Here is a 19,693-nt window from a genome sequence, read left to right on the forward strand (position 1 = left end):
ACCCGATAACGGTTTTCGTCTCCCCCCTCCCCGAGGCGATGTTCCTACGAGGTCCTCGGGACGTGCGGCGCCACGCACATGGGACATTCGGGGCTGAACCCCGCGGCGCTGTATCCCGTCATGCCGCCGGCGACGTTGCACACGTTCGCAAAACCCGCCTGCTTGAGCAGGGAGGCCGAAAGGCTGGAGCGGTGCCCCGTGCTGCAGATCACGGCCACCGGCCGGCTCTTCTTCAGGGAACCGTGCCGGGTACGCAGGTCGGGAGCGGGAATATTGACGGCGCCCTCGATATGAACGGCTTCGTACTCGCCGGCGGCCCGCACATCGACCAGCGTGAGTTCCGACCGCCCTTTCATGAGCTGGTTCAATTCCCGGACCGAAACCTGCGGCACGTGCCCGGTCGGGAGCCCTTGGCGCGACCACTCGAACATGCCGCCGTCGAGATACCCCACGACGCGGTCCAGGCCGACGCGCCGGAGCAGGACGCCGGCCTCGTAGGCCTCCTCGCCCGATCCGGCCACGAGCAGGATGTCGTGGTCGGGCGGGAGGACCCAGCCGGCGAAGGTGGAGAAATTCCCGCTGATGTCGATGTTGTACGCGCCGGGGACATGCTGCCCGCCGAAGGCGTCGTAGCTCCGGATGTCGAGCACGATCGTGTTCTTCTTTCCCGCGGCCTTGCTGAACCGCGCGGGGTCCATCAGGAGAATGCCGGGGAGGGTGTGGACCCTGGCGGGCCCCTTGCCGTTGATGGCGCTGCAGCGGCTGAAATGGTCCGGGGCTGCCGGCATGTCGGTGGTCAGCGAGCGGATGAACTGCTCGCGGTCCGGGATCTGCAGCGCCGGGTTGCAGCGCCGCTCGTACCCGATCGTCGTCCAGCGTTTCGCCCCCATGGCGCGCCCGCAAAGGCTGCCGGCGCCGTGGGCGGGATAGACGTCGCAGAAATCGGGAAGCGCCATGAGCTTGCCGTGGAGGCTGTCGTAGAGCTTATGGGCCAGATCGCGCGCCTTGCCGGGGAAGAGGTCGGGCCGGCCGACGTCGCCGACGAACAGGGTGTCCCCGCAGAAAACGGCCGCCGGCTCCTTTCCGCGGCTGCGGTCGGTGACGACATAGCTGATATGCTCCGGGGTATGGCCCGGGGTCTCCAGCACCCGGATGCTCATGTTTTCGATCCGGAAACTGTCCCCTTCCGCGACCGCGCGGTGCCTGAAGCGGCATTTGGCCGATTTGGGGGCGTAGATCACCGCCCCGGTGGCGTCCGCCAGGTCCAGGTGCCCGGAAATGAAATCGGCATGCAGATGGGTTTCCAGGATATGGGTGATCTTCATCCCCATCTCCTCCGCGGCGTGCAGGTACACTTCGATGTCGCGCTGCGGGTCCACGATGGCACAGGTGTCCGTCCCGCCGAGGAGGTAGGAACTGTGCGCAAGGCCTTTCACGAAAAACTGTTCTACATACATATCTCATCTCCTGTCTGAGGTGCGTGGGAAAGATGCCGATCGATCATCTCGTTCTTTTACCCTAAATCCGAGCCCCCTGTCATCGCAAATCGGCGCCGGCGGCCCGGCCGCGGGGGGGTTGACACGTCCCGCGGGCCGATGGACAATGCCATCGGCCCCCGCTTCGGGGAGCGCGCACAGGACAAGGAGAGCATCCCCCATGAGCCGATTCACATTGACCCTGTTGGCCCTGTTTCTCACGGCGGCGCCCGCCCCGGCCCAGACGGAAGCGCGGGACGGCGGCCTCGTCGTGCTCCGGGTGGCGGGCGAACCGATTACGGAAGGCCGGCTGCTGGAGGTCATCGACGACCTGGCGCGGCAGCAGGAGATGACGCTCGAACAGCTCCGGCAGCGCAACTCGCTCCTGTTCGACGACGCGATCGACAGCATCGTCACCGTCACCCTTTTGAAGGAACAGGCCGGCAGGGGGAAGGTAACGGTGGACCCGTCGAAGGTGGACGCGGCCATGGGGGAACTGCAGAAGCGCTACACGTCCCCCGAGGCTTTCGCCGCCGCCCTCGAGCAGCAGGGGATCACGGATGCGGCGCTGAGGTCGAACATCGAACAGAGCCTGGCGGTGCAGCAGGTGCTCGAAGGCGTCATCCGCGGCGTGCCCGAGGCGACCGGGGCCGAGGTGGAAACCTTCTACGCCGACAATCCCGACAAGTTCTCCCTGCCGGAACGGGTGCACGCGGCCCATATCCTGTTGCGGGCAGGGGCCGGGGATACGCCGGAGCGGAAGCTCGCGATCCGGAAGAAGCTCGAAGCGCTCCGTGCGGAAATCGAATCGGGCGCCGTCGCCTTCGCCGACGCGGCGGCGAAACACTCCGAGGACACGGTCACGGCCTCCCGGGGGGGGGACCTGGGGGTCTTCATCCGGGGCCAGATGCCGAAGCCGTTCGAAGACGCCGCCTTTGCCGCCCGTCCCGGGGCCCTCTCCCCGGTCGTGGAAACCCAGATCGGCTATCACCTCATCCGGACGATCGAGCTGAGGCCCGCGGGACAGGCGTCGCTGGAAGAAGCCCGTCCGGCCATTAAAAAGCACCTGGACCAGCTCTCGCAACAGGAGGCCACGAAGGCGTTCCTCGACGGGCTGAAGGCCGGGGCCAGGATCGAGTCCTTCATGACCCGCGAGGAATTCGCCCGGCGGCACCCCGTGGAGTAGGGGCCGCCCGGCCGGGGATCAATCCCCGTCCTCTCCCGGGAGGACGCGCACCGCCCCCTGGTCGGCCGAGGCCGCAAACAGGGCGTAGGCCCGCAGCGCCTCGGACACCTTCCGGTCGCGCCTCGGCTTGAAAGCCGCCTTCCCCCTGGCCAGCTCCTCCCTCCTGCGCGCCTCGAGTTCCCCTTCGCCGACCCGGACTTCGATGGTCCTGGCGGGGATGTCGACGGCGATCGTGTCCCCGTCCCTCACCAGGGCGATCGCCCCTCCGGAGGCGGCTTCGGGCGACACGTGCCCGATGCTGAGCCCGGAGGTCCCCCCGGAAAACCTGCCGTCGGTGATGAGGGCGCATTCCGTCCCCAGGTGCCGTGACTTGATATAGGAGGTGGGGTAGAGCATCTCCTGCATGCCGGGGCCGCCGCGGGGCCCCTCGTAGCGGATGACCACCACGTTGCCCGCCTGTACCTCCCCGCCCAGGATCCCTTCGCACGCCGCTTCCTGCGAATCGTACACGCGGGCGGTGCCCGTGAAGCGGTAGATCGACGGGTCCACCCCCGCGGTCTTGACGATGCAGCCGCTGGGTGCCAGGTTGCCGGTGAGCACCGCGAGCCCGCCGTCCCTGGAATAGGAGTGTTCCGTGTCCCGGATGCACCCGTTTTCCCGGTCCAGGTCGAGCTCCGGGTAGGCGTTGTCCTGTGAGGCCAGCACCAGGTTGCGCCCCCGGGCGCCCGGCGCGCTCAGGTAGAGAGTGCGGGCCTCGTCGCCCGCCGTGGGCCGCGCGATGTCGTACCGGTCGAGGACGGCCCCGAGGCTCGGGGCGTCGACCCGGCCGACGGCCGGGTCGACGAGGCCCGCCCGGTCGAGTTCGCCCAGGATGGCCATGATCCCTCCCGCGCGGCTGACATCCTCGAGGTGGTAGGAGGAACTGGGCGCCACCTTGCACAGGACCGGGATCCGGCGCGAAAGCGCATCGATGTCGGCGAGGGTGAAATCGACCTCCGCGGCCCGGGCGACGGCCAGGAGGTGGAGCACGGTGTTGGTCGACCCCCCCATGGCGATATCCAGGGCCATCGCGTTCAAAAACGCCTGCCGAGTCGCGATCGAACGCGGGAGGACCGAGGTATCCCCGTCCCCGTAGTAGGCCTCGGCCATCTCGACGATGCGCCGGGCTCCCTGCTCGAACAGCCCCATCCGGTTTCGGTGGGTGGCCACCAGGGTGCCGTTGCCCGGAAGCGCCAGGCCGAGCGCCTCGGTGAGGCAGTTCATGGAATTGGCCGTGAACATGCCCGAACAGGACCCGCAGGTGGGACAGGCGACGGTTTCCAGCTCGGCCACCTCCCGGTCGGGAACGGCCGGGTCGGCCGCCATCACCATGGCGTCGATCAGGTCGTAGCGCCGGTCCCCCATCACCCCCGCCTCCATGGGGCCGCCGGAGACGAAGATGGCGGGGATGTTGAGCCGCATCGCCGCCATCAGCATGCCGGGGGTGATCTTGTCGCAATTCGTGATGCAGATCATGGCGTCGGCCGTGTGGGCGTTCACCATGTATTCGACGCTGTCGGCGATCAGTTCCCTCGAGGGGAGGGAGTAGAGCATGCCCCCGTGCCCCATGGCGATCCCGTCATCGATGGCGATGGTGTTGAATTCGGCGGCAAAGCACCCCTGGGCCTCGATGATGCCCTTGACCCGCTGCCCGATTTCGTGGAGGTGGACATGGCCGGGGACGAACTGGGTGAAGGAGTTGACGACGGCGATGACGGGCCTGCCGATCTGCTCCTCGCGCATGCCGTTGGCGCGCCAGAGGCTGCGGGCTCCCGCCATTCTTCTCCCCTCCGTGGACGTCGCGCTTCTGAGTCTGATTGCCATGATGGTCCTTTCTCCCCGGCGGCCGGCCGGGCGGTTACGGTTCCCCGTCGCCCGCGTGCGCCAGGGTCTTGACGATGAAGAGGGCGAAGACCGCCAGCAGCATCCCAAGGAGGAACCGGTCGTCCCCGGTCCTCACGGGCAAAAACGCGTACAGGGCGATCCCGATCAGCACGGCGTAGCACGCCAGGGCCGCGATCACCCGGCGGCGGGATCCCCTCATCCGCCGCGACGGCCGGTCACTTTCGGGCATCGTCCAGGCTTTCCGCGGTCAGCGACGCGATATCGATGACACGCATGCTCTCGTCGACATTGAGCAGCTTCAGCGAATCCCCGAGCATGTGCATGCAGTAGGCGCAGCCGGTCACGATCGTATCCGCACCCGCTTCATGCGCCTGCCGGACGCGCAGGTTGTTGATCCGCTCCCCCCGCTTCAGGTCCATGAAATAATGCCCTCCCCCCGCGCCGCAGCAGAGGCTCTTTTCGCGCCTGTTTTTCATTTCGGCGAGCTCCGCGCCCGGGATCGCCCGGAGCACCGAGCGGGGGGCGTCGTAGATCCCCTGGTAGCGGCCGAGGTAACAGGGGTCATGGTACACCATCCGCCCCCTCCCGCTCCCCGGCCGGATCCTGCCGGACGCCATCAGCCTCTCGATGTACTCGGTGTGGTGAACGACATTGTACGAGGCCCCGAACTGGGGGTATTCGTTCTTGAAAACGTTATAGCAATGGGGACACCCGGTCAGGAGCGTGTGGAACCCGCGCTGTCCGAGCAGCTCGATCTGTTCCCGGGCCGCCTGCTGAAACACCATCTCCTGCCCCAGGATACGGGCGGGGTCGCCGCAGCACCTCTCGTCCGCGCCGAGAACGCCGTAATCCACGCCGCAGCGCTCTAGCAGGCGGCAAAGGTCCTCGGCGATCCTGTGCTTCTGGGGATCGAACGTCACGCAGCAGCCGATCCAGTACAGGACATCGACCGACTCCCCCGGCTTGACCACGCGCAGCCCGGCCCGTTCGATCCAGTCGGTCCGTTCCGACTGCGGGCCGAAGGGGTTGCCTCCGGTCTCGAACAGGCGCAGGGCGCGGCCCGCTTCCTCAGGAATGCGCCCCTGGATCAGCACCTCGTTGCGCCGCAGCTCCATCAGGGTATCCACGTGCTCGATCATGGCGGGGCAGACCTCCACGCAGGCGGCGCAGGTCCGGCAGTGCCAGATGAACTCCTCGTCGAACGCCCTGCCCACGATATCGGCCTTCTCCCCCTCCTCCGCGCCCGCCGCCTCGTCGAGCTGGGCCTTCATGCGCGCGATCAGCTGCCGCGGGGAAAAATAGTCCCGGTCCGCCATGTAGGCGGGGCAGACCTCGTCGCAGCGTCCGCACAGGATGCAGGCGTCCAGGTCCAGGCGCTGCTTCCAGCTGAACTCCTCCGGTTTCTGGATCCCGATCCGGATCTCCTCGCTTTCGGCGCTCTCCATCAGCTTCTCGATGTCCTGGCGCCGGAGCTCCCCCCGCGGCCCGAGCTTGGAGAGGAAGGCGTTGGTCGGCAGCGCCAGCATGTGAAAGAACTTGGTGTAGGGAATGAGGGCGATCCAGCCCATGACCAGGACGGTGTGGAGCCACCATAGCGCCGCATGCGCCCCCCGGGCGGTTTCCCCGGCCATCCCCGCAAAAATCGGGCTGAGGCCCCACCCCACGAACGAGAGCTCCTTCCAGGGATCCCCGTTGGCCCCGATCCTCGCCCCCTCGACCAGGTAGCCGGTCACGACCAGGGCGGCGACCAGGAGGAGCACCAACCCGTCTTCACGGGCGACGGGGAGCGTCCCCGGCCTGGCGACATACCGGCGCCAGGCGGCCATGCCCAGGCCGGCCAGGATCAAGAGCCCGGCCAGCTCGCTCGCCACGGAAAAGAAGACGTAGACCCCCCCCTTGAAGATCTCGAGATCCAGGCCGAACAGGAGGTTCCCATCATACTGGACCATGACGATCAGGGTGGTGATGAAAAGAACGAGGAAGGAGTAGAAGAGCAGGCCGTGCAGGAGTCCCGGGTAGAAATTCCGGCGCACCCGGTTCTGGAGCAGCGTCTCGCCCAGGAGGATCTTCAGGCGCTTTCCCCAGTCGGAAAATCTCTCGCCGTCCTCCTTCCCCCGGCGCCAGGACCGCACGCGCCGGCACATTCCCCAGGCAAAGACGGCGACGGCAGCGGCAAACAGCACATACATCACCCAGGCCTGGGAGACATTCCACATCAGGGGGCGGGTAGCTTCGGAAAGGGGGGGCATACTTCAAACCTCTCTTTCTTTTCTGTTCTTTGTCCCGAGGGTCATGGCACCGTGAGCATGGGTCGAACGCACTTCCATCCCGTTACAAAATGATCCATTTTACCCTAATCCACGGCCTTCAGGAAGACCGCTTCCGGTAAATCAGGGGAGTATACCCACCCGGAGCCCGTCCGAAAAGGAGGAATCGGCGGTGGAATCCCCCGGGCATTTCTGGTTAACTCAGTCCGGGGCCGTCGCCCCGCGGATATTGTCACCCGAGAGGAGCCCATACCATGAAGGTCGTCGCGGTCAACGGCAGCGGGAAGAAGGACGGGAATACCTTCCTCCTGCTGAACATCGTCATGCAGGAGCTTCGGGCCGAGGGGATCGAAACGGACCTGATCCAGCTCGCCGAGGGCGCCCCCATTCAGGGGTGCACCGCCTGCATGAAATGCCTGGAGAGGAAGAACCTGAAGTGCGCGGTCGACTCCGACCCGTTCAACGAGTACTTCGAGAAGATCGGCAGGGCGGACGGGCTGCTGCTCGGCTCGCCCGTCTATTTCGCCGACATCACCGCCGGGATGAAAGCCCTCATCGAGCGCTGCGGCTTCGTGGCGCGGGCCAACGGCAACGTCCTGAGGCGCAAGGTGGGGGCGGGGGTCCTGGCCGTCCGCCGTGCGGGGTCGAACCACTCCCTGGCCAGCCTGAACCATCTCTTTCTCATCAACGAGATGATCATTCCCGGCTCGAACTACTGGAACGCGGGGGTCGGACGGATGCCGGGCGAAGTCCTGGCCGACGCCGAGGGGGTGGCCACGATGAAGACGCTGGGGGTCAACATGGCCTGGCTCCTCAAGCGCCTGGCCTGAACCCCGTGCTTCGGCGGCCGGCGGGTTTCCGCCGGCCGCCGCCGGTTCCCCTATTTGAAATGGGCCACCGTCTGGGCCAGGATCGCCTTCTGCTCCGGCCGCAGCTTCAGCGTTTTCGCGATGGCGGCCGGGTCGATCATCGCCCGCACGATGCAGGCGAGGTTCTCGCTCGCGCAGAAGAGGTACACGTTCTGGGCGATGAACCCGGTATTGGCGAAAGACCAGGTCTCCTCCACCTCCGGCATCCGCTTCCCCCCGAAGGAAGCCCGGGCCATGTCGGCGACATAGATCAGGTTCAGCGGCGCCTCCGTGACGAACGGCTGCTGACCCGCGACGGCCCGCACGTCCTCGCGCCCCAGCACCTTGAGCTCGTGCTTCTTCGGGTCATAGAGATAGAGCCCGTCGGCCGTGGTCAGGTAGATGTCGATGTTCTGCCAGTCGGCCGCCGACGGGGCCGTTCGGTGACCCCCTTCCCGGTTCACCCCGTCCGCCGCCCAGAGCAGGTTGGAGACCACCTGCATCGACAGGGGCTTGTCCGGTCCGAAGCCCCCCCGCGTGCTCTTGCGCAGCTTGAGCGCCTGCATCAGGGGCATCCCCCCGTCGGTCTGGGCCGGCGGCAGCTTGATCACGTCCTCCCCCTGGGCCGAGGCCGGCCCCGGGGCCACCCACAGCATCAACCCGACAACGGCACAGGCTATCAATGTCCTTCTCATCGCTCCTCCTCCTGGCTGCATAACAAATTCGGATCGTGTCGCTCCCGGCGGCCCGAGCCGCCCGCGAAAATCGCGCGCGGGTTGCCGACCAGCATCGCCCGGATCTGGGCCCGGTCGACCCCGCGGGACAGGAGCGCCGGAATCACGTCGTCGGAAAGGTGGCCATAATGCCAGTTCGGCACCTCCGCCGCCCGTTCTTCCGGGAATGCATCATTGTAGCAGGAGGCGTCGTGCGAGAGGACCATTTTCGCCGCGTACCCCATCCGGCAGAGCCGGGCCACGGTGTCGACCCGCCTCTCGAACCCGAGAAGGGGGTCGATGCCGAACCGGTCCATCCCGATGCAGGCCCCCTTCTCCATCATCTCCCGGAGGTAGTCGAGATCGGTCGTGTCGCCCGAGTGGCCGATGACGACGCGCGCGGGGTCCACCCCCTCCCCGGCGAAGACGCGGAGCTGGTCGAGCCCGTTGCGGCTGCGGGCATGGGTGTGGGTACAGATCGGCACCCCCGTGGCCAGCTGCGCCCGTGCCGTCGCCCGCAGGACCAGCTCCACGTCCGGGGTCAGCCCGCGCCGCCCGGTGGCGCACTTGAGCACCGCCGCCCTCACCCCCGTCCCCCCGATCCCCTCCCGGACCTCCCCGATGAAGGTCTCGACGAGCGCCCGGCCCGGATCGGGGTGCGCCCCGAGCTCCGGGGGCAGCCGGTCGAGCACGAAGACCCCGGCCGCAACGATGATGTGAAGGTCGACCCGGGCGGCGACCTCCTGGATCCTCGGAAGGTACCGCCCGGCTCCCACGACGGTCAGGTCCACCAGGGCGTCGATCCCCCGCTCCTTGAGCCGGCCGAGGCGGTCGACGGCCTCGCCCACCCGCCGCTCCTCGTCCGGAATGCTCTCGGGATGCCTGAGGCCGGCGGGGGAGGAGAGGAGAAAGAGGTGCTCGTGCATCAGCACGGCCCCCAGCTCCGCCGCATCCACCGGCCCCCTGACCGTATCCACCCATGCCATGGACCGATCTCACCCCAAAAAGGACCGGGGCGCAACCGGAAAACACGGCAAAAAGGGTGAACGCGGCCCCGTTTTTCGCTAGACTTGGGTTTCACCCTGACACCCAGGAGGCGCGATGAAAGATTCGTATGTCAAGGAGCGCGACCGGAGCCGGATCCCGGAACAATTCCAGTGGGACCTCTCCCAGGTCTATGCCGGGGACGACGCCTGGGAAGCGGCCAAGCGGAAGCTGCTGGCCGAACTCCCCTCGATCGCCTCCTGGGAGGGGACCCTGGCCGAGTCCCCGGAGCGGCTGCTCGGCTGCCTCGAGCGTCAGAACCTCCTTCACAAGGAGCTCACCCGCCTGGCCTGCTACGCCGGCATGAAGTCGGACCTGGACACGCGCGACTCCCGCTACCTCGCCATGGACCAGGAGATGACGCGGATCGCGTCGGAATTTTCCACCCTGGCGGCCTTCATCGAGCCCGAAATCCTGCGCATGGATCCCGCGCGGATCGAGGACTTCACCGAGCGCGAGCCCCTTCTGGCCCCCTACCGGCACGTCCTCGACGACATCGTGCGCAACCGGCCCCACACCCTGGGCGAAGGCGGGGAGAAGATCCTGGCCACGGCCGGCCTGATGGCCGACGCCCCCGGTACCATCAACGGCATCTTCACCAACGCCGACTTCCCCTACCCGGAGGTGGCCCTGGAGGAGGGGACGGTGCGGCTCGACCCGGCCGCCTTCAACCTGCACCGCCGCTCGCACGACCGCGAGAGCAGGAAAAAAGTCTTCGCGGCGTACCTCGGGAAGATGCACGACTTCCGCCGGACCTTCGGGGCCCAGCTCGCCGCCGAGGTGCGCAAAAACATGTTTTTCTCCCGCACGCGCTCCTTCGGCTCCTGCCTCGAGCGCGCCCTGAACAACTACAACATTCCCGTAGCCGTTTACCGCAACCTGATCGCGGGGGTTCGGGCCCACCGGAGGACCCTCTACCGCTATCTCGACCTGCGCCGGCGGCTGCTGGGACTCGACTCCCTCCACTACTACGACCTCTACGCCCCGATCGTGGCCGACCTCGACCTGGACTACACCTATGACGAGGCTGCGGCGCGCGTGCTCGACTCGCTCGCGCCCCTCGGGCCGGAGTACGCAGAGGTCGCCCGGCGCGCCCTCTCCGAGCGCTGGGTCGACGTCTACCCGAGCGACGGGAAGCGCTCGGGCGCCTACTCGAACGGCTCCGTCTACGACGCCCACCCCTACATCCTGCTCAACTTCAACGGCAAGCACGACGACGTGAGCACCCTGGCCCACGAGCTGGGGCACACGATGCACAGCTACCTGGCCAACCGGGCGCAGCCCTACGCCCTGTCGCACTACTCGATCTTCGTGGCCGAGGTCGCCTCCACCTTCAACGAGGCGCTGCTGCTCCATTACATGCTGCAGCGCGAAACCCGGGACGAGGTCCGGCTCTCGCTGCTGGGCAACTACCTCGACAACGCCCGGGCGACGGTGTTCCGCCAGACCCAGTTCGCCGAATTCGAGCTCCGGATCCACGAGCTGGCCGAGGGGGGGGAGGCGCTGACGGGGGACGCGCTCGGCGAACTGTACGCTACAATCGCGCGCGAGTACTACGGCCAGGAGGTCGGGGCCTGCGTGGTGGACGACGAGGTGAAGGCGGAGTGGGCCTACATCCCCCACTTCTACTATAATTTCTACGTCTACCAGTACGCCACGTCCTTCATCGCCTCCGCGGCCCTGTCCGAACGGGTCCTGGCGGGGGAGCCGGGCGCGGTCGAGTCGTACCTGGAACTCCTCTCGGCCGGCGGCTCCGACTATCCGATCGCCCTGATGGCCCGGGCGGGGGTGGACATGACCTCCCCCGAACCGCTCACGGCCATGATGGCGCACCTCGGCCGGGTCATGGACGAGATCGAGACGATCGCCCGGCGGCTGGGAAAGCTGAAGTAGCGGAGGCGGTCAGGGCCCGGGTTTCCGCATCATGCCCATAAGGTCCAGGTTCACGGAAAAGAAGAGCGAGTCGGAGTCGTAGGAGACGCTGCGGCTGTAGCCGATTTCGAGCATCACGTTGCGGCCCGGGTAGAAATCGACCCAGGCGGAAAAACCGTGGTCCCGGGCCAGGTCGCTCTCCCCGATGATGACGCTTTCGGTCTCGAAGGGCCGGTTCCCCCCCGCACCGGCCGTGGGACCGCCCCCCGCGCCTCCGTCTCCCGCCGTGGTGCCGTTGCCGGAATCGGAGCCGCCCGGGCCGCTCCCCGCGGCCATGAGCGAAACCATCCCGGTCACCGCTCCGGGGCCGGACCCGGACCCCGCTCCCGCCCGCTCCACCAGTCGGCTGTAGATCTTCTGCTCCCCGCTCGGGACCACCGCGTAGCCGGAGGCGCCGACACCGGCCCAGTGTACCGGGTGCCAGCCGATCCCCCCCTCGAAGTGGCCGACCAGGCCGAGGGAGGAAAAGGGGCGGGTGAAGAAATGGGTGTCGGAAACGGTGTTGGCGATCCCGGCCCGGCCGAACGGGTTCCAGTCGCCGAGGGCGACATCGACATAGTTGCTCCAGTCGACCGTCACGCGGCCGGTGCTGAGGCCCCGATCGACGTCCCCCGTGGGCGCCGAGGCCCGGACGCCGCTGCTGAAATAGACGCTCGACCGGCGCACCATCCCCCGCACCCCGACCCAGGCGTTGCCGATCCCGCCGCCGGCGCCTGAAAGCTCCAGATCGTCCGACGGGGCATGCACGAAATAGACGGGCACCCCGGCTTCCACCTCGAAATGCGGATTGAAGCGGTAGCCGGCCGACGGGTCGAGCCGGAAGACCCATGACGGGTCCATGCTGCTGCCCGAAAAGCCCAGGTTCACGAGCGGGCCGCGCTCCTGTCCGAAAACGTTCGCGCCAAAAGAGAGGACCAGCGCCAGGGCGCCGGCCGCGCTGAGGAAGATCCGGCTCATGCTTCTCCTTCCAACGGGACGGACCCCGTTATCGGCGGTTTCGTTCGTTGCGGCGCTGGATCGACTCCCGCCGCATCCTGTTGCGTTGTTCGTTCGTCATCCGCCGCCACTTGTCGAGGTTCCGGAGCACCCGGGTACGCTCTTCGGGCGCCATCTTCTGGAACTCGCGGTAGGTCTTGCGCAGCTGCTGCTGCCGTTCGGGGGGAAGCTCCCTGAACCGCTCGTAGTTCTTCTCGAGCCTCTCGCGCTCTTCGGGGCCGAGGTTCCGGAAGCGTTCATAATTCTCGAGGATGAGCTTCCGCTCCTGCGGGTCCATGTCCCGGACCTGTTTCTGGAGCTCCGCGAGCCGCTCCTTCTCTTCCGCCGTCATGCGGCTGTAGCGGCGGTAGCGCTCGGTGAGCTCCGCCTTCTGTTCCGGGCTCAGGCGGTTCCATTCGGCTTCCTCACCCGCCTGGGTCTGCGGAGCCGGGGACGGCTCCTGGCCCCGAAGCAGGGGCGCGGCGCCCAGCGCCAGCAAAAACCCGAGAACCCACGTAATCGCGTGATTTTTCATTTCTTTTCCCGCCCCTCTTCTTCGGGTTCTCCGGACGTGTCCGGATCCCCCAGGAACAGATCCAAAAGCCGGCACTTGTCCAGGTTCTCCAGCAGTTCGAGGTCCTCGAGGATCGCGCGGTTGCGCAGGATCTCCCTCTGCTCCGCCGTGAGCGGGGGCGGATTGCCGGGATTTTTCGCCTCTTCCCTCTCCCCTGCCAGCGCCACCTCCGCGCCGAGGACCAGCAGCAGAACCCAAAGCCCGCTCTTGCCCATAAACACCCGCCTAGTTGATGGCTTCATCCTGCGCGAGGGCTCCGAGATCGGCTATCGTCTCGAAGTCCTCGAGCAGGTCCAGGTGGTGGAGCACCCCCATATCCTTAAGGATGGCCACGGTCTCCTCCATCCCCGGCTCGACGGCTGGACCGGACATCGTCCTCGCGCCCCAGGGGAGCCGGCCGAGAATCACGCCCAGGAGCACGACCAGGACGAGGGCGCCCGCACCGGCCAGGTGCCCGGGCCGCGCCCACGTCACGCTCCACCAGGGAGCCCGCCCGGCCTCCCGCCGGCGGTCCAGTTTCCGGTAAAACCCCCGGGCGAAGTCCGCGGAGGGCTCGACCTCCTCCGCCATCCCGGGGAGGACCTCCACCCATTCCTCGGGCGTAAGCCTGGCGGAGCAGGAGGGGCAGGACAGGAGATGCCTGCGGGTCTCCCGCGCCTCGCCGGCGGGGAGTTCCCCTTCCATGAGGGCCTTCAGGTTGTCCACGGCCAGTTTGCAGTTCATGGTTTTCTGTACTCCGGCAGCATCGGGGCCAGCCGCGCCGCCAGGGCCTCCCTCGCCCGGTGGATCATCGATTTCACCGCCTTCTCACTCGTCTTCATCACCTCGCCCACCTCGGCGTACGACAGTTCCTGGTACTTGTTCAGGATGAAGGCCGCACGCTGCCTGTCGGGGATCAGGGACAGGGCCTCGGCGAGCGCGCGGGCGATCGCCTGCCGCTCGAGGTCCCGGACCGGATCGGGATCCGTCCGCAACTCCCGGTGTGTCGCCACGGCCGCTTCGGGAGAAGCGTCGATCGACCGGCGGGCGGCGCGGAACCAGGGTCTCCGGATCTCGTTCAGGCACACATTGGTGGCGATCCGGTAGAGCCAGGTGGTGAACTTCGCCGTCGGCCGGTACCGGTCCGCTCCTTCGTACACCTTCAGCAGGATCTCCTGCGCCAGTTCCTCCGCCCTTTCGCGGTTATGGACGAAGCGGGAGGCGAAACGGATCAGGGGCCTCGAATGGCGCGCAAACAGGGCCTCGAACGCCCCCTCGTCCCCCGCCTGGAACAGGAGCATCAGTTCGGTATCACGGTCTCCCGCCGGCGCTTCTTCCGTCATGAGGAAATCATCGTCCCAGTCGAGGGCCCATTCCATTTCACGCCTCAATCATAGCACTGTCGCCTCTACGGAATCTTAAACACCGCCCGGGGGGGAAAGTTCCGGAATAAAGGGTCTTCACGGAACGACGAAACGGGTATCATAATGGGGACGCCGGGACGGGAGGAGGGATACCGTCGCCTTATTTCGGGAAAGGATGCCGATGGACCAGGCCGAGGGTGGGAACGAAAGGGAATTGAGGGAGCTGAAAGGCAGGCTGCAGGCCTTCATCGAGCGGTCGGCCATCGACGGCTTCGAGAGTGAGGACATCATCGAACTGGTCGAGGAGGGGGAAGACCCCGGCTGGATCCTCGACCGGCTCGGGAGCGGCAACCCCGGGATGGACCGGGAAGAGGCGGCGGCGCTGCTGACGGAGCTCCGCTCGCTCGTCGGACCGGCGCCCGATCCCGGATCCGCCGCCGAAGGGGAGGACCCCCTCCCGGGCACGGCCGGTCCCGAGGCGCCCCCCCCGGCGGACGGCGCGGACCTTTCCACGCTCGATTTCGGTCAATTGCTCGATTCGCTCCCCCCGGGCGTGAAACTCCCCCCCGGGATGAGCCTCGGCAAGATCAAGGAACTGATGGAATCGCCGCAGGCGAAGGTCATGTCCGACTTCCTCCTCTTCTGTCAGGAGCGGGGGATCGAGATGAACGAAAGGGCCATGACCGACCCCCGGACGGAGAAGCTGCAGGAGGAATGGAAAAGCACCCCGCGCGACGCCTTCGACGGCAGGACCCCGGCCGAAGTCCTCGAGGACGGCCAGGGGATCCTGCCGGGCAAGGTGGAAACGTTCCGGCGGGAGGAACCGCGCATCGGGCGTAACGACCCCTGCCCCTGCGGCAGCGGGAAAAAATACAAAAAATGCTGCGGGAGAACGAGCCATTGAACCCTGAAACCAACAAACGCCTGGTCCTGGATTTCTACGAAGAGGTCCTGTGCGGCCGCAACCTGGAGGCGGCCCCGCGCTTTCTGCACGAGGTCTACGTGCAGCACAATCCTTACGCGGCGCAGGGGATCGCCGGCTTCCTGGAGTTCCATAGAGGGTTTTTCTCCGCCATTCCCGATGCGCGGGTCGCCGTCAACATGGTGGCGGCGGAAGGCGACCTGGTGTTCGTTTACGGCACCTACACCGGCACCCACACCGGCAAGGGGTTCCTGGATCTCCCCCCCACCGGGAACCGGGTGTGCTACGACGTCGTCGACATCTTCCGGGTGCGGGACGGCAAACTGGCCGAGCACTGGGACGTGGCCGACACTCGCGCCATTTTCACCCAGCTCGGCGCCCTCCCCCCGGTCCCCGGGCCCTGACCCCCGTTTTTGTTTTCAGAATCCACCCGGTCCTGCCGATATGCAGAGCTCCGGGCGATGTCGCCCGGAACCACGCGGGAACCATCAGCCCCATGACAGGTTCTGAAAGAGACAATTCCGGCGCTAAAAGGGAAAAACGCCCGCCGGCGGCACGGGAGGGTGGACCGTCCGCTCCTTTCGGCGAAGCGGAATGGCGCCGGATGAAGGAGGAGCTGGAGTATTCCAACACCCTGATGCGGACCCAGCAGGAATGCGCCCTGGACGGCATCCTGGTGGTGAGCGAGGACGGGAGGATCGTTTCGTACAATCGGCAGTTTGTGGATATCTGGAAGCTCCCCGAGGAGATCCTGGCCTCGCGCTCGAACGAACGGGCCCTCGAGTACGCCTCCCGGCTGGTGCTGAACTGCGAGGCCGCCAACGCCGTGGTGCGCGGCCTGTACGAAAACCGCAGCAGCAGCAGCCATGACGAGGTTCAGCTTCGGGACGGCAGGGTGCTGGACCGGTACTCCGCCCCCCTGGAGGCGGCCGACGGCCGCTTCTACGGGCGGGTGTGGTATTTCCGCGACATCACCGCCCAGAAGAGGGCGGCGGAGCGGATCCGGCAGGCCAACGAGCGCCTGCGCGCCACGGTGAGCCAGCTGAAGGAACAGAAAAAACAGAGCGGCATCCTGAGCGAGATGCGCGAAATATTGCAGGCCTGCGACTCCACCTCGGAAGTCGGGTCGATCGTGCGGAGATCGATGCTGAAGCTGTTCCCGCATGCATCCGGGGCCCTGTACATGATGGCCGAATCAGGCCGGGAGCTCGAAGCCGTCGATGCCTGGGGTCCGGGCGCCGATGTTGCAGGACCGCGGAGTTTCCCGACGGACGATTGCTGGGCGCTGCGGCGCGGGCGCCTCCACCTGGTGGACGAACCCGGTATGGGTCCCGTGTGCGCCCACCTGCGAAAGGGACCCCGGGCCCCCTCGGCCTGCGTGCCGCTCGCGGCCAAGGGTGAGGTCCTTGGGATCCTTCACCTGCGGGTGGAGGAGGGCGCCCCTGACGGAATCCAGGCCCGAACCACCGGACAGATCGGCAGGCTGGCGACGACGATCGGCGAATACCTGTCCCTTTCCATCGCCAACCTCCGGTTGCGCGAGCGGCTGGCCGAACAGTCGATCCGGGACCCGCTGACGGGGCTGTACAATCGCCGTTACATGGAAGAAGCGCTCGCGAGGGAGATCAGCCGGGCCGAGAGAAACCGCACCCCCGTCGCCCTCGTCATGATGGACATCGACCATTTCAAGCCCTTCAACGACCGGTACGGTCACCCGGCCGGAGATGCGCTGCTCGAGAGCCTGGGCGCTTTCCTGAAAACGAACCTCCGGGGAGGGGACGCCGCCTGCCGCTACGGCGGGGAGGAATTCATCCTGTTCCTGCCCGACACCTCCCTGGAGGGGGCCCGCCGGAACATGGAGCGGATCAGGAAGGGGATCGGGAGCCTCCGGATCTCCCACATGGGACTGACGCTTCCCCCTGTGACCCTGTCGATGGGAGTCGCCGTCTACCCGGACCACGGCCGGGATATGGGGGCTCTCATCGGGGCGGCGGACGCGGCCCTGTACCGGGCCAAGAAGGAGGGACGCAACCGCATACTCCCGGCCGCGGGCTGAACCGGGGGGATCGACGACCCCCCCGGCTTCCGGAGGGCGGCTACTCCGCCGACGCCTTCTGCTTCTGGCGGTATTCCTCCTTGGAGCATGAGAACTGCTTCTCGATCTGCTCGCGGAACACGGGCCCGGAATTATAGGTGCAGAACGGGTAGAGGCGCTTGTCCGGCGTGGAGTAGTGGATGACGCAGCGCTTCACCCGCTCCACGTCGTAGTTGTAGCCGTCCATGAAATGCATGCCGGCCACCATGAGGGTCTTGTAGGTGTAGGTGCCGTCGTTGGCCCCGCGCCCCGCCTTCTTGTCGAGCAACCCTTCGATCGTCTGCCCGAGCTTGGTCAGCGTCAGGCCTTCCGGCGCCTGGCTCGCATCGAAATGCTTGTTGGCGCTCGAGAAGAGGCTGAACTTGCTCAGGTTGTTGTAGAGCGACTTGAAGGTGGTCCGGTTCTTGAGCTTGTCCGCCTGTTTCTGGATGTCGTCGAAAAGCCCCTTTATGTCGAGGAAACGGGTGACGGGCGTCGGCTTCCGGTTCTGGTCCACGAAGAAGTAGGTCCCGATCCCGCAGAGCGGGTGGCAGGAGACCATGACGTTGGGTTCGTTTCTGAGGGCCTGGATCAGTTCGGTGATCGGCGTGGTGCAGGAGAGGGGGAACCAGTCCTCCCTGGAGGTGTACCCCAGGGTGTTCACCCCTTCCGCCAGGTCGGAGAGCGTGTAGCGCATCCGGTCCCGCTCCGCCTGGTCGATCCGGCCGGTGATCGCCACGGGCTGGAAGCTGATCCCGGAACAGACGTCGATGGTGTCCAGCGCGAACTGGACGATCTTCGGGACCTGGTCGTCGTTGACCCCCTTGACGATGGTCGGGACGTAGACGATCTTGAGCCCCGCCTTGCGGACGTTGTCGATCGCCTTCATCTTGATGTCGAGCAGGTCCTTGCGCCCCCGGATCTTCCCGTACAGTTCGGGGTCGAGCCCGTCGAACTGCAGGTAGAGGGTGTGGAGCCCCGCCTCGCGCGATTTTTCCGCGAAGGAATCCTCGGCGAACTTCAGGCCGTTGGTGGCGCACTGCACGTGGGAGAAACCCATCTCGTTGGCCTTGGCCAGGATACGGAACCAGTCGGGGTGCAGGGTGGGTTCGCCGCCGGCGAACTGCACGACGCGGCCCGCGACCGGGCGGGAATCACGCAGGGTCTGCAGCGTGTCCACGATCTGCTCGAAGGAGGGCTCGTAGATGTAGTCCTGGACGCTCGCGTTGGCGAAACAGATCGGGCAGGCGAGGTTGCAGCGGTTGGTCAGATCCACGTTGGCCAGCACCGTGTGGCTGGCGTGCAGGTTGCACATGCCGCAGTCTTCGGGACACGATTTCGCGTCGGGAATGGCCGGGTTGGACACGCCGCAACCGACATCGCGGTTCCACGCCATCATGCGATGAAAATATTCGGCATGCGACAGGAGGGTGTCCCTGAAGGAACCATGCTCGGGACAGGTCTTCTCCATGATGATCTTGCCGTCCTCTTCGAACACCCGGGCCTCCACGTGAACCCCGCATTCGGGGCAAAGGGAAACCGTCGTATACGGCACGTCACCGGGCAACGGATTGATGGGAGCACCGGTCAGGGTTTTCTTTTGAGACGGAACCTTGGTAGCCATTCACATTCCCTCGTCGAAATCAGGGGCCGGGCGCGGCAGGCGCCCCACCCATGAGTTATCTCCACTTCACGCCCCCCGCAGGCGGGCAATCCCGCCCGTACGCCGTCCCCGCGAACCGGCCGGGGGCCAGGGGCCGTAAACCCTGGATTCTACCGTCAACGAGACGGGAGAAACAAGAAATTATCTGTCGGTCCCGAAAGGGGAGCCGGCGGCCGGAGTCCCCAGGACGCACTGCCAGTACTCCACGTCCAGCCACCGCCCGAACTTCCGCCCCACCCCGTGGAGGCGCCCGGCACGCCGGAAGCCCGCCCGTTCGTGCAGCCGGACACTGGCCGGGTTCGGGAGGGCGATGATCGCTACGGCATTGACGATCCCCCGCTGCAGGAGGTCCGAAAGGAGATGGGCGTACAACCGCCGGCCATACCCTTTGCCGGTCGCATCCGGCCTCAGGTAGATGGTGGTTTCCGCGCTGAACCGGTAGGCGGAGCGATCCTTGAATAGGTCGGCGTAGGCGTAGCCGATGACCTCCCCCCCCGCTTCCCCCACGAACCAGGGGTAGCGGGCGGCGACGCGGTCGACGCGCCGCGCCATCTCCTCGACGGTCACCTCCTCCTCTTCGAAGGTAACGATGGTACGGCGCACGAAGTGGTTGTATATCCCGGCCACGGCGGCCGCGTCTTCAGCAAGGATGGGACGGATGCGCACCTTTTACCCCTCCGGGTCACGGCGACCGACGCCCGCGGTCGCCGGGTTCACCCTATGGGTATACACCCGTCGACAGGCCGCAGTCTCCCAAATTCATTTTCATGTTGACCGGCCGCTCCGCGGAGTA

Annotated in this window: 18 protein-coding genes and 1 pseudogene; 6 read left to right on the forward strand and 13 right to left on the reverse strand. The window is 66.6% G+C overall.

Features of this window, described 5'->3' with window-relative positions:
• Positions 1 to 44 precede the first annotated feature (44 nt).
• Entirely contained in the window at positions 45 to 1,457 is a 1,413-nt protein-coding gene (locus GXY47_03485; protein NLV30195.1) for an MBL fold metallo-hydrolase, read from the reverse strand.
• Positions 1,458 to 1,656: 199 nt separating this feature from the next.
• On the opposite strand from GXY47_03485, the gene GXY47_03490 reads away from it, so the two are divergent.
• Positions 1,657 to 2,661: a hypothetical protein gene (locus tag GXY47_03490; GenBank protein NLV30196.1), complete on the forward strand. Its 1,005-nt coding sequence runs from the start codon at positions 1,657 to 1,659 to the stop codon at positions 2,659 to 2,661.
• Between the two features lie 18 nt (positions 2,662 to 2,679).
• Here the strand turns inward: GXY47_03490 and ilvD are convergent, their stop codons facing one another.
• The 3 genes from ilvD to GXY47_03505 are packed head-to-tail and all read right to left on the reverse strand — an operon-like array spanning position 2,680 to position 6,728.
• Positions 2,680 to 4,524, reverse strand: a complete 1,845-nt coding sequence (gene ilvD, locus GXY47_03495; GenBank protein NLV30197.1) for a dihydroxy-acid dehydratase — start codon at positions 4,522 to 4,524, stop codon at positions 2,680 to 2,682.
• A 34-nt stretch (positions 4,525 to 4,558) separates the two neighbouring features.
• Positions 4,559 to 4,774, reverse strand: coding sequence for a hypothetical protein (locus tag GXY47_03500; GenBank protein NLV30198.1), 216 nt, complete (start codon positions 4,772 to 4,774; stop codon positions 4,559 to 4,561).
• The gene (locus GXY47_03505) at positions 4,761 to 6,728 is read right to left on the reverse strand and encodes a (Fe-S)-binding protein (protein ID NLV30199.1); all 1,968 of its coding nucleotides are present in this window, start codon (positions 6,726 to 6,728) and stop codon (positions 4,761 to 4,763) included. The genes GXY47_03500 and GXY47_03505 overlap by 14 nt, the downstream gene beginning before the upstream one ends.
• Positions 6,729 to 7,066: 338 nt before the next feature.
• Here GXY47_03505 and GXY47_03510 point away from each other — a divergent pair, with 338 nt between their 5' ends.
• A complete protein-coding gene (locus tag GXY47_03510; GenBank protein ID NLV30200.1) occupies positions 7,067 to 7,642 on the forward strand; it encodes a flavodoxin family protein in 576 nt (191 codons plus the stop codon).
• A gap of 50 nt (positions 7,643 to 7,692) precedes the next feature.
• Here GXY47_03510 and GXY47_03515 read toward each other — a convergent pair whose 3' ends face one another.
• Together GXY47_03515 and GXY47_03520 are read right to left on the reverse strand one after the other, a co-directional pair.
• Positions 7,693 to 8,355 carry a SagB/ThcOx family dehydrogenase gene (locus tag GXY47_03515; protein NLV30201.1) on the reverse strand — a complete coding sequence of 221 codons (663 nt, stop codon included), beginning with the start codon at positions 8,353 to 8,355 and terminating at the stop codon, positions 7,693 to 7,695.
• A complete protein-coding gene (locus tag GXY47_03520) occupies positions 8,352 to 9,359 on the reverse strand; it encodes a phosphotriesterase-related protein (GenBank protein NLV30202.1) in 1,008 nt (335 codons plus the stop codon). Before GXY47_03520 ends, GXY47_03515 begins: the two co-directional genes overlap by 4 nt.
• 115 nt (positions 9,360 to 9,474) lie before the next feature.
• On the opposite strand from GXY47_03520, the gene pepF reads away from it, so the two are divergent.
• Positions 9,475 to 11,310, forward strand: coding sequence for an oligoendopeptidase F (gene pepF / locus GXY47_03525; protein NLV30203.1), 1,836 nt, complete (start codon positions 9,475 to 9,477; stop codon positions 11,308 to 11,310).
• A 9-nt stretch (positions 11,311 to 11,319) separates the two neighbouring features.
• Here pepF and GXY47_03530 read toward each other — a convergent pair whose 3' ends face one another.
• The 5 genes from GXY47_03530 to GXY47_03550 are packed head-to-tail and all read right to left on the reverse strand — an operon-like array spanning position 11,320 to position 14,256.
• Complete coding sequence (locus GXY47_03530) at positions 11,320 to 12,306, reverse strand: hypothetical protein (GenBank protein NLV30204.1); 987 nt, start codon at positions 12,304 to 12,306, stop codon at positions 11,320 to 11,322.
• Between the two features lie 28 nt (positions 12,307 to 12,334).
• Positions 12,335 to 12,859, reverse strand: coding sequence for a DUF3106 domain-containing protein (locus GXY47_03535; GenBank protein ID NLV30205.1), 525 nt, complete (start codon positions 12,857 to 12,859; stop codon positions 12,335 to 12,337).
• The gene (locus tag GXY47_03540; protein ID NLV30206.1) at positions 12,856 to 13,113 is read right to left on the reverse strand and encodes a hypothetical protein; all 258 of its coding nucleotides are present in this window, start codon (positions 13,111 to 13,113) and stop codon (positions 12,856 to 12,858) included. The genes GXY47_03535 and GXY47_03540 overlap by 4 nt, the downstream gene beginning before the upstream one ends.
• A gap of 10 nt (positions 13,114 to 13,123) precedes the next feature.
• The gene (locus GXY47_03545; GenBank protein ID NLV30207.1) at positions 13,124 to 13,621 is read right to left on the reverse strand and encodes a zf-HC2 domain-containing protein; all 498 of its coding nucleotides are present in this window, start codon (positions 13,619 to 13,621) and stop codon (positions 13,124 to 13,126) included.
• Positions 13,618 to 14,256 carry a sigma-70 family RNA polymerase sigma factor gene (locus GXY47_03550; protein NLV30208.1) on the reverse strand — a complete coding sequence of 213 codons (639 nt, stop codon included), beginning with the start codon at positions 14,254 to 14,256 and terminating at the stop codon, positions 13,618 to 13,620. Before GXY47_03550 ends, GXY47_03545 begins: the two co-directional genes overlap by 4 nt.
• A gap of 787 nt (positions 14,257 to 15,043) precedes the next feature.
• Here GXY47_03550 and GXY47_03555 point away from each other — a divergent pair.
• From GXY47_03555 to GXY47_03565, 3 genes and pseudogenes are all read left to right on the forward strand, one after another.
• Positions 15,044 to 15,145 (forward strand): annotated as a pseudogene (locus GXY47_03555) (hypothetical protein).
• Positions 15,142 to 15,567: an ester cyclase gene (locus GXY47_03560; protein NLV30209.1), complete on the forward strand. Its 426-nt coding sequence runs from the start codon at positions 15,142 to 15,144 to the stop codon at positions 15,565 to 15,567. The pseudogene GXY47_03555 and the gene GXY47_03560 overlap by 4 nt, the downstream one beginning before the upstream one ends.
• A gap of 200 nt (positions 15,568 to 15,767) precedes the next feature.
• Positions 15,768 to 17,219 carry a diguanylate cyclase gene (locus GXY47_03565; GenBank protein NLV30210.1) on the forward strand — a complete coding sequence of 484 codons (1,452 nt, stop codon included), beginning with the start codon at positions 15,768 to 15,770 and terminating at the stop codon, positions 17,217 to 17,219.
• Between the two features lie 40 nt (positions 17,220 to 17,259).
• Here GXY47_03565 and GXY47_03570 read toward each other — a convergent pair whose 3' ends face one another.
• Positions 17,260 to 18,861: a radical SAM protein gene (locus GXY47_03570; GenBank protein NLV30211.1), complete on the reverse strand. Its 1,602-nt coding sequence runs from the start codon at positions 18,859 to 18,861 to the stop codon at positions 17,260 to 17,262.
• Between the two features lie 180 nt (positions 18,862 to 19,041).
• Positions 19,042 to 19,566 carry an N-acetyltransferase gene (locus tag GXY47_03575; GenBank protein NLV30212.1) on the reverse strand — a complete coding sequence of 175 codons (525 nt, stop codon included), beginning with the start codon at positions 19,564 to 19,566 and terminating at the stop codon, positions 19,042 to 19,044.
• Positions 19,567 to 19,693 lie beyond the last annotated feature (127 nt).

This window comes from Acidobacteriota bacterium (genome assembly GCA_012729555.1).
Taxonomy (GTDB): domain Bacteria; phylum Acidobacteriota; class UBA6911; order UBA6911; family UBA6911; genus UBA6911.

Bases quoted from the DNA above. Each gene is read 5' to 3' on its own strand.
- ilvD (NLV30197.1), bottom strand. From the start codon at position 4,524: ATGGCAATCAGACTCAGAAGCGCGACGTCCACGGAGGGGAGAAGAATG.
- GXY47_03500 (NLV30198.1), bottom strand. From the start codon at position 4,774: ATGCCCGAAAGTGACCGGCCGTCGCGGCGGATGAGGGGATCCCGCCGC.
- GXY47_03515 (NLV30201.1), bottom strand. From the start codon at position 8,355: ATGAGAAGGACATTGATAGCCTGTGCCGTTGTCGGGTTGATGCTGTGG.
- GXY47_03545 (NLV30207.1), bottom strand. From the start codon at position 13,621: ATGAACTGCAAACTGGCCGTGGACAACCTGAAGGCCCTCATGGAAGGG.
- GXY47_03570 (NLV30211.1), bottom strand. From the start codon at position 18,861: ATGGCTACCAAGGTTCCGTCTCAAAAGAAAACCCTGACCGGTGCTCCC.
- GXY47_03510 (NLV30200.1), top strand. From the start codon at position 7,067: ATGAAGGTCGTCGCGGTCAACGGCAGCGGGAAGAAGGACGGGAATACC.
- GXY47_03535 (NLV30205.1), bottom strand. From the start codon at position 12,859: ATGAAAAATCACGCGATTACGTGGGTTCTCGGGTTTTTGCTGGCGCTG.
- GXY47_03565 (NLV30210.1), top strand. From the start codon at position 15,768: ATGAAGGAGGAGCTGGAGTATTCCAACACCCTGATGCGGACCCAGCAG.
- pepF (NLV30203.1), top strand. From the start codon at position 9,475: ATGAAAGATTCGTATGTCAAGGAGCGCGACCGGAGCCGGATCCCGGAA.
- GXY47_03485 (NLV30195.1), bottom strand. From the start codon at position 1,457: ATGTATGTAGAACAGTTTTTCGTGAAAGGCCTTGCGCACAGTTCCTAC.
- GXY47_03550 (NLV30208.1), bottom strand. From the start codon at position 14,256: ATGGAATGGGCCCTCGACTGGGACGATGATTTCCTCATGACGGAAGAA.
- GXY47_03530 (NLV30204.1), bottom strand. From the start codon at position 12,306: ATGAGCCGGATCTTCCTCAGCGCGGCCGGCGCCCTGGCGCTGGTCCTC.
- GXY47_03520 (NLV30202.1), bottom strand. From the start codon at position 9,359: ATGGCATGGGTGGATACGGTCAGGGGGCCGGTGGATGCGGCGGAGCTG.
- GXY47_03490 (NLV30196.1), top strand. From the start codon at position 1,657: ATGAGCCGATTCACATTGACCCTGTTGGCCCTGTTTCTCACGGCGGCG.
- GXY47_03540 (NLV30206.1), bottom strand. From the start codon at position 13,113: ATGGGCAAGAGCGGGCTTTGGGTTCTGCTGCTGGTCCTCGGCGCGGAG.